The organism is uncultured Actinomyces sp. (assembly GCF_963526355.1).
In the GTDB taxonomy this organism is placed as follows: domain Bacteria; phylum Actinomycetota; class Actinomycetes; order Actinomycetales; family Actinomycetaceae; genus Actinomyces.
Genome location: NZ_CAUROW010000094.1, coordinates 1 through 6,912, shown reverse-complemented (window position 1 = coordinate 6,912; position 6,912 = coordinate 1). Strand labels below are relative to the sequence as shown.

4 protein-coding genes, 1 tRNA gene, 1 pseudogene and 1 riboswitch are annotated in these 6,912 nt (G+C 68.2%); all 6 genes and pseudogenes read right to left on the bottom strand.

The annotated features are described in order from the left end of the window. Nucleotides 1–1,478, bottom strand: a pseudogene (locus RWR81_RS11670) (DNA helicase); the annotation flags it as partial. Between the two features lie 168 nt (nucleotides 1,479–1,646). After that, nucleotides 1,647–1,719: transfer RNA gene (locus RWR81_RS11665), tRNA-Arg, on the bottom strand. Between the two features lie 93 nt (nucleotides 1,720–1,812). Then, entirely contained in the window at nucleotides 1,813–2,751 is a 939-nt protein-coding gene (locus RWR81_RS11660) for a universal stress protein (protein ID WP_314457908.1), read from the bottom strand. A gap of 204 nt (nucleotides 2,752–2,955) precedes the next feature. Beyond that, a complete protein-coding gene (locus tag RWR81_RS11655) occupies nucleotides 2,956–3,756 on the bottom strand; it encodes an NlpC/P60 family protein (protein WP_314457907.1) in 801 nt (266 codons plus the stop codon). 3 nt (nucleotides 3,757–3,759) lie between these two features. Then, nucleotides 3,760–3,909, bottom strand: a riboswitch (cyclic di-AMP (ydaO/yuaA leader). Between the two features lie 449 nt (nucleotides 3,910–4,358). Continuing rightward, the gene (locus tag RWR81_RS11650) at nucleotides 4,359–5,030 is read right to left on the bottom strand and encodes an iron dependent repressor, metal binding and dimerization domain protein (RefSeq protein ID WP_314457906.1); all 672 of its coding nucleotides are present in this window, start codon (nucleotides 5,028–5,030) and stop codon (nucleotides 4,359–4,361) included. Nucleotides 5,031–5,242: 212 nt separating this feature from the next. Then, complete coding sequence (locus RWR81_RS11645) at nucleotides 5,243–6,556, bottom strand: MFS transporter (protein ID WP_314457905.1); 1,314 nt, start codon at nucleotides 6,554–6,556, stop codon at nucleotides 5,243–5,245. Nucleotides 6,557–6,912: the final 356 nt, after the last annotated feature.

The following is a 6,912-nucleotide window of genomic DNA, read 5'->3' as shown; positions in this document are numbered from 1 at the left end:
GGCTGGACGCCCAGGCTCTCGCGGATGCCCTCGGAGGCGTGCTGGCGCCAGGCGGCATCCTCGGTGAGGTCCAGGACCATGGAGCCCAGACCGGCCTCACGCAGGGCTGACGCCACGGCATGCCCGTCGGCACTGGTGGCGGGCACGTGCAGCACGGTACGCCCGGAGGCGGCGGCGTCGGCGAAGACGGCGGCCAGGGTGCCTGCGACGTCGGAACCGGGGGGCGCGTCGATGAGGAAGCTCGCCCCGGTTCCCACCGACTCGATGACGTCCAGCTGGCCGGGTTCCAGGTCCCCCACACCGCGCTCAGCCCCAGGAACCCGGTCGGTGGGAACGGGCGGGGGCAGTTCGACACTCAAGGCGTTGCGGGCGTCCTCGTCCCCGGCGATGGCCGCGACCAGGGCGGAGGTGCGCGCGCGCTCCAGAACGGCGTCAAAGTCCTCCACCAGTGCCTGACCGGGGTGGACGAAGGCGCCGACGACGAGGCGTTCGTGGATCTCAAAGCCGGGCAGGTACTGACGTCCCAGGGCACCGATGCGGGCCAGGGCCGAGCGCGGCGTGAAGCCCGCGGACGACAGGGCCGCACGGGCGATGTCGCCGATGTCGGTGGTGCACTGGTAGCGGCGCAGCGCGCGGGTCAGGACCGGATTGACCTCGATCGTGGGGTCGAGGGTGAGGGTGGCGTCCGCGGTGGCGCTGGCCAGGCGCACGGGGCGCAGCAGAACGGGGGCGTTGACGGTGCGCACACGCGGGCCCGAGGAGGTCTCGGGGACGGTCAGACCGGCGGCGGCCAGGGCGTTACGGGCCGCGTGCTCAGCGGCGATGCGCTCGACGTGGGGGATCTGGGCGGTCAGGTCCCCGGAGTCCGGCGAAGCGCCGTCGGCCAGATGGACGATGCCGTCATCGTCACCTTCCTCGGGGACAGTCTCGTTCCAGGTGGCCACCCCGATGGCCAGGTAGACCGGTGCCACGCCGAACTGGCGGGCGAGGACGTCAGTTCGGGCGGAGACCTCCCGCAAGGACTGACGGGCCTCGCCCAGGGCATTGCGCTCACGCACGATACTGGACAGGTGGGTGGGGCGGCCGGCGTAGAGCTGGGCCAAGCCCGAGGGGTGCGCGGCAGTGAGGTCCACGACGCCGTCGAGCAGGGTGATGTCGTCAAGGCTCGCCACGCCTCCCAGGTCAACCAGTTGGCTGCGCCAGGCGGACAGGGCCCTATCGATGCGCTCGCGCCGCTCGGCGTCCGCCTCACTGAGGGGCGGTGCGGGCACTGGGCGCGGGGGGACGGGCGTGACCCGCGGCTCGGGAACCGGCTCGGGCTTGGCCGGTTCCGAGGCCAGAGCGCCCAGGTCCGCGGCAAAACGCCGTCGGCTGGCGGCCTGCTCCGCGCCTGCCGAGGCTTCGGCACTCTTGCGCTCATCCTCCCGGAGGGCAGCATCGCGCCGCTTGCGGCCGAAGGAGAAGAACGAAGGCGTCATACGCTCAAGATATAGGCCCACCAGCCCTTGGGCGTGGAGACGCACCGGGCGTGGCCCGCCCACGAGCCGGCGCTCGAACCGCCACCGACGAACGTCCACTCAACACATTCCGGAGTTGCCCGGAACCGTTCAGCACCGACACAGTCGACAGTAACCGGCCGGTGTCCGCGCCCTCGATTGGATTCGAACCAACGACACCCGCTTTAGGAGAGCGGTGCTCTATCCCCTGAGCTACGAGGGCCTGGTGGAAGACTACCAGCGGATCGGCCTGCGCGAGACCACCACCGGGACGGCGCAGCGGCGAGTGTACACGGCTCGCCGCTGCGGGGCGTCCTCAGGCGCGTCCCCAGGGGGTTGAGGTGCGTGAGGCGTGCCGCTCCCCCTTGGGATGACGCGACGGCGCAACCAGCACGGGGCAGGATGCGTGGGACAGGACGGCCTGACTGGTTGAGCCCAACAGGAGCCCGGAGAAGCCTCCGCGCCCGCGTGAGCCGACGACGACCAGATCCACGGCGGTGGAGAACTCGGCCAAGAGCTCGGCCGGGTTCCCGTCCAGAGCGTGCCGGCGCACGGCGACGCCCTCATGGCCCTCGAGGGCCTCACTGATAGCGCGATCCAGACCGGAGCGGACATCGATCAGGACCTGTTCACGGTCGACGGCAGCCGGCAGCCAGGCGAGGGCACCCGCCCCGGAGGCCATCGGCACTGCAGCGATGGCGGTCAGTTCGGCGCCCCAGGCCTCCGCCTCGGCCACAGCCCACTTGAGGGCCCTGCGGGCCGAGGACGAGCCGTCCACACCGACGACGATACGGCGCACCGGCGTGTAGTCGGCACCCTCGGTGCGCTGCGGTACGACGACGGCGGGGCAGTGGCTGTGCGCAGGCAGAGCAGAGGAGACGGTTCCCAGGAGGCGGTCCGTAAAGCCACCGCCCCCGCGGGTTCCGACAACGGCCAGCGTCGCCTCCTCGGAGAGATCGACGAGAACACCGGCCGGGTCACCGGTCTCCAGGGACGAGGTGACGTTGACCTCGGACTTCTTGACGCGCTCAACGGCCTCGTCGATGACGGCCTGGGCGCCGGACCTGATGGCGGAGTCGTCGAGCGCCGCATAGCCGCCATCGAGCGAGGCAGTAGTGAAGGAGGGCAGGGAGTAGGCGCACAGAATATGAACGCGCCAGTTCTGGCGCTCCGCGCGTGCGACGGCCCAGTCCACTGCCGCCAGGGACTCCGGGGAACCATCAACTCCGACGAGGATGACGTTGCCATCAGTCATGGGATCTACCCTTTCTCGAGATACGGTCTACGACCCATGGAATATTCTGCCTCGAAAGGGGGTGTGGTGGCCACCACATGATGAGGGTGCCTTCATTCTTCTCGCTCGAAGCCTCTCGGTAGCCCCTCCAACCGGATGGGAAGACTGAGGGGTGGGTGCCATGCAGCACCCACCCCTCAGGCAAGGATATTGGCGTATACGGGATCAGCCGACGCGAACGAAGCTGGGGGAGCCCCACAACTCACGGTAGACCACACCAGTGGACTCGTTACCGGCCTCGACCACCATGCCGTCACCAGCATAGATGCCGACGTGACCGGGCCAGGTGACGAGGTCGCCGGGCTGGGCCTCGGCGGCGGACACCGGGGTGCCGGCCGCGGCCTGAGCGCCGGAGGTGCGAGGCAGGTTGATGCCGACCTGGGCGTACACGTAGGAGGTGAAACCGGAGCAGTCGAAGGCGCTGGGACCGGAAGCACCCCACACGTAGGGGGAGCCGACGTACTGCATGGCGATGGCCACGACCGACGAGTTGGAGCTGACGGCCGGAGCGGAGGCCTGGGTCACCTGAGTGTCTGCAACGGCGGCGTCAGTGCCCTGCTCAGCGACAGCAGCGGCGTTGTCCACAGTCTGCTCGGCCTGAGCCTGACCAGCAGCCTCTGAGACGTCAGGGGTCTCGGGGGCGGCGGGAGCCACGGCCTCAACCTGCGGAGCGGCCTCGGTGACCCACATGGCCTCGGCGATGGTGACCTGCTGCTTAGCGGCCAGCGCCTCACGGGCATTGGCAGCGAGAATTCCGACTCCGGGAGCCACACCGGAAGCCTCAATGGTCCCAGAGGAGGTGACCTCGGCGCGGCCGGCGGCATTGGCCCCCGAGGCGATCATGGTGAGGGCAAGACCGGACGATGCGGCGACCGCCAGACCTCGGCGCGCGGTGGGAGCAAAGTCATCCAGTGGGGTAAGGGCTCGGGTGGCTTTGCGGTGACGTGCGATGGTGCGTGAGGACATGAATGCTTTCTCCTGTTGAGCCGACGAGGTGAGCTGTCGGGTTCGGACTGGAGACGTCCGGCCCGCAGATGCGGGCTTCACCCCAAGGTCGCCTGAGCGACCGATAGTTGGTTCCCCCGTTCCTGCCACTTGAGTTGTTGGTTCCACGTGCCTCAGATCGAGTGGCAGGACTAAGCCCCGATCCGAGACGCCATCGAGACGGTTGTCTTCGACGACGACCTGAACGCTACATGACAGAGCGCCACTTCGTCACGGCAAGGTGTCACACACTCTTGTGAGCCGAGACACGATAGGTCGATTTTCGGTTTCCTCCAGACCGTTTCCAGGGACCTCGGTCCGCACAGAGGTGCAGAACTAACGGGGAAATTGGCGGCATCTTGCAGAATAATGGCACCGACCCACCGAAGTCCTCGCGATCATTTCTTCATCTCCCTCCGTTGAGAAACACAGTGAGGGAGACCTCCCGAGTGCGACTCGGACCACGAGACAGCGCCCCGCACCTCGGAGTTCGAGATGCGGGGCGCAGACCACCCCCCCCTCGCCTGCACAGGCTGTTCTCAGGTTATCCTGAGATCCTTGCCAGGAGAGTCATCCCAAGCCGATCAGCGCCGCACGAAGAGGTGCCGGGCAACGTCATCACTCAGGACGACAGGATCGCCAGAGGCCCCCACGAGCCGCACCCCGCCAGCACTGGCACGCAGCTCTACCGGGGCCCCGGCCGTTATCGCCGCATCCTCGAGGGTGGCAATGAGCCCGGCATCCGCCTGGATCGGCTCTCCGATACGACTGACGACCACCGCAGTGGTCTCACGGCCCGCGAGACGCTCCGCACTGATCTCGTCAGCGGAGGGGCGGGGATGCTCGGCGACCTGTGGCGGGATGGGATTGCCGAACGGGTCGGTGGAGACGTCGTCGAGGATGACGGCGAGGCGATCCTCGACCTGTTCACTCATGACGTGCTCCCAGCGGCAGGCCTCCTCATGGACGAGCCTGCGGTCCATCCCGATGACGTCCAGCAGCAACCTCTCGGCGAGTCGGTGCTTGCGGATCACCTCAGTAGCGCGTCTGCGGCCAGCGTCGGTGAGCTCAAGGGAACGGTCGTCAGCAACCTTGATGAGACCGTCGCGCTCCATACGCGACACCGTCTGGGAGACCGTGGGCCCCGAGTGATCAAGGCGCTCGACGATGCGGGCGCGCAGCGGGGGAACACCGTCCTCCTCAAGCTCGTAAACGGTCTTGAGGTACATCTCGGTGGTATCGATCAGTTCACTCATGAGGTGGGCTCCTGCTTGAGGTGGGTCAACCGCGGCCGCCCGGGCCCGCGTGGGAGGGCTCACCGCCGGGCTGCCCTCACTGAAAGGGTAGTCGGGGCGCTGCGTTGTCGGCCAGCATTGCCTAAGAGCACGCCGATTCATAGCCGGGGAGGACTCCCCAGTGCCCAGGAGATGCGCGAGGAGTAGCGTTCGTATTACTCGTCCGGTTTCAGTCAGTCGGCACCGCCGTCGGCCCGGTCCGACGATTTCGGTGTGGCCCTGAGATAAGGGCGGGTGGAGGAGTAGTGCAGGGACAGGTTCCAGTGCCTGTAACTCCAGGCGGCGGCGACCAGGGCGGCGAGGACAGCGCTCAGGCCGCCGGCCGCGATCGCGATGCGGGGTCCCCAGGTGTCGGCCACCCAGCCGATGAGCGGGGCGCCCACCGGCCTCGACCCCAGGAAGAACATCATGTAGATGCTTAAGACCCGCCCACGCATGGACGGCTCGGTGGTCATCTGCACGGTCTGGTTGGCGCTGGTCAGGAGCGTGAGCATGCACAGGCCCACCGGGATCGTCATGAGCGTAAAAGTCAAGTAGGTGGGCATGACGGCCAGCAGGAGGGAGAAGCCTCCCAAGGCGAAGGCGGCAAGGACGACGGTGCGGGGGCGGGGGTTGCGACGTCGGGCCGCCCACAGGGCCCCGGAGAGGGACCCGACGGCGAAGACCGAGGAGACGGTGCCGTAGGCGTCGGACTCCAGATGGAAGACGGTGCGCACGGTCGCGGCCATGGTGACCTGGAAGTTGAGGGTGAGCATGGAGACGACGGCGACCACGGCGATGATGACGACGAGGTCCGTGCGGCAGCGCAGGTAGGCCAGGCCCTCGCGGAGCTGGCCGGCGGTGCGGCGGGCGCGGGGCATGTCCACCAGCTCGCTCACGCGCATGGCGGCCAGCGCCACGGCCGGGAAGACGAAGGTGGCGGCGTTGACGGCGAAGACCCAGCCCGCACCGACCCAGGTGATGACGACGCCGGCGAGGGCCGGCCCCAGGAGGCGGGCGGCGTTGAAGGAGGCCGAGTTGAGGCCCACGGCGTTGGACAGGTGCTCGGCGGGAACCATCCGGGCCACGAAGGTCTGGCGGGCGGGGGCGTCGTAGGCGGCGGCGACGCCCGTGAGGAAGGCGGCCAGGTAGACGTGCCACAGGCGGGCGGTGCCGGTCAGGACGTCGACGGCGAGGATCGCGGAGACCAGGCCCATGGCGCTCTGGGTGAGGATGAGGAACTTGCGCTGGTCGACCCGGTCGGCGACGAGTCCGGCGTGCGCAGACAGCAGCAACATGGGGAGGAACTGCAGGGCTGTGGTCAGGCCGGTGGCGGAGGCGGAGTCGTCGGTGAGGACGCGCAGCACCAGCCAGTCCTGAGCCACGCGCTGCATCCAGGTCCCGGTGTTGGCCACGAGGGCGGACAGGAACCAGATTCGGTAGTTGTGGAATCTCAAGGAGGCGAAGATGCCACCGCCGGGGCGGCGCTGTGAGGTCGTGCGAGTCATGTCCTGAAGTGGTGAAGACGTGGGGCGGGTTGACGAGTGTCAGGGGTGGTGCCGGACGGTGTAGCCCAGGCGACGAACGCCCCGTCTGAGAAGGGTAGCCCTAGAGGCGCCAACGATTCCCCGTGGTGGGCACTACCCCTGATGACGACGAATGACGTGGGATTGCGGGAAAGCCACCACTCTCCCGGCCGATTGGTAACAAACTGGTCACGCTGCTGAACGGCGCATGAGAGAGGGGTGGGCATTGAACGATAACGGCCAGGGATATGTGTCGGGCTCATACGGCCAGGAGCCTGAGCAGGAGCGGCAGCCCCGGGGTAGGCACGCGGCTCCGGAGCGGACACGACGAGGACGGC

Bases quoted from the DNA above. Each gene is read 5' to 3' on its own strand.
- RWR81_RS11645 (WP_314457905.1), bottom strand. From the start codon at position 6,556: ATGACTCGCACGACCTCACAGCGCCGCCCCGGCGGTGGCATCTTCGCC.
- RWR81_RS11650 (WP_314457906.1), bottom strand. From the start codon at position 5,030: ATGAGTGAACTGATCGATACCACCGAGATGTACCTCAAGACCGTTTAC.
- RWR81_RS11655 (WP_314457907.1), bottom strand. From the start codon at position 3,756: ATGTCCTCACGCACCATCGCACGTCACCGCAAAGCCACCCGAGCCCTT.
- RWR81_RS11660 (WP_314457908.1), bottom strand. From the start codon at position 2,751: ATGACTGATGGCAACGTCATCCTCGTCGGAGTTGATGGTTCCCCGGAG.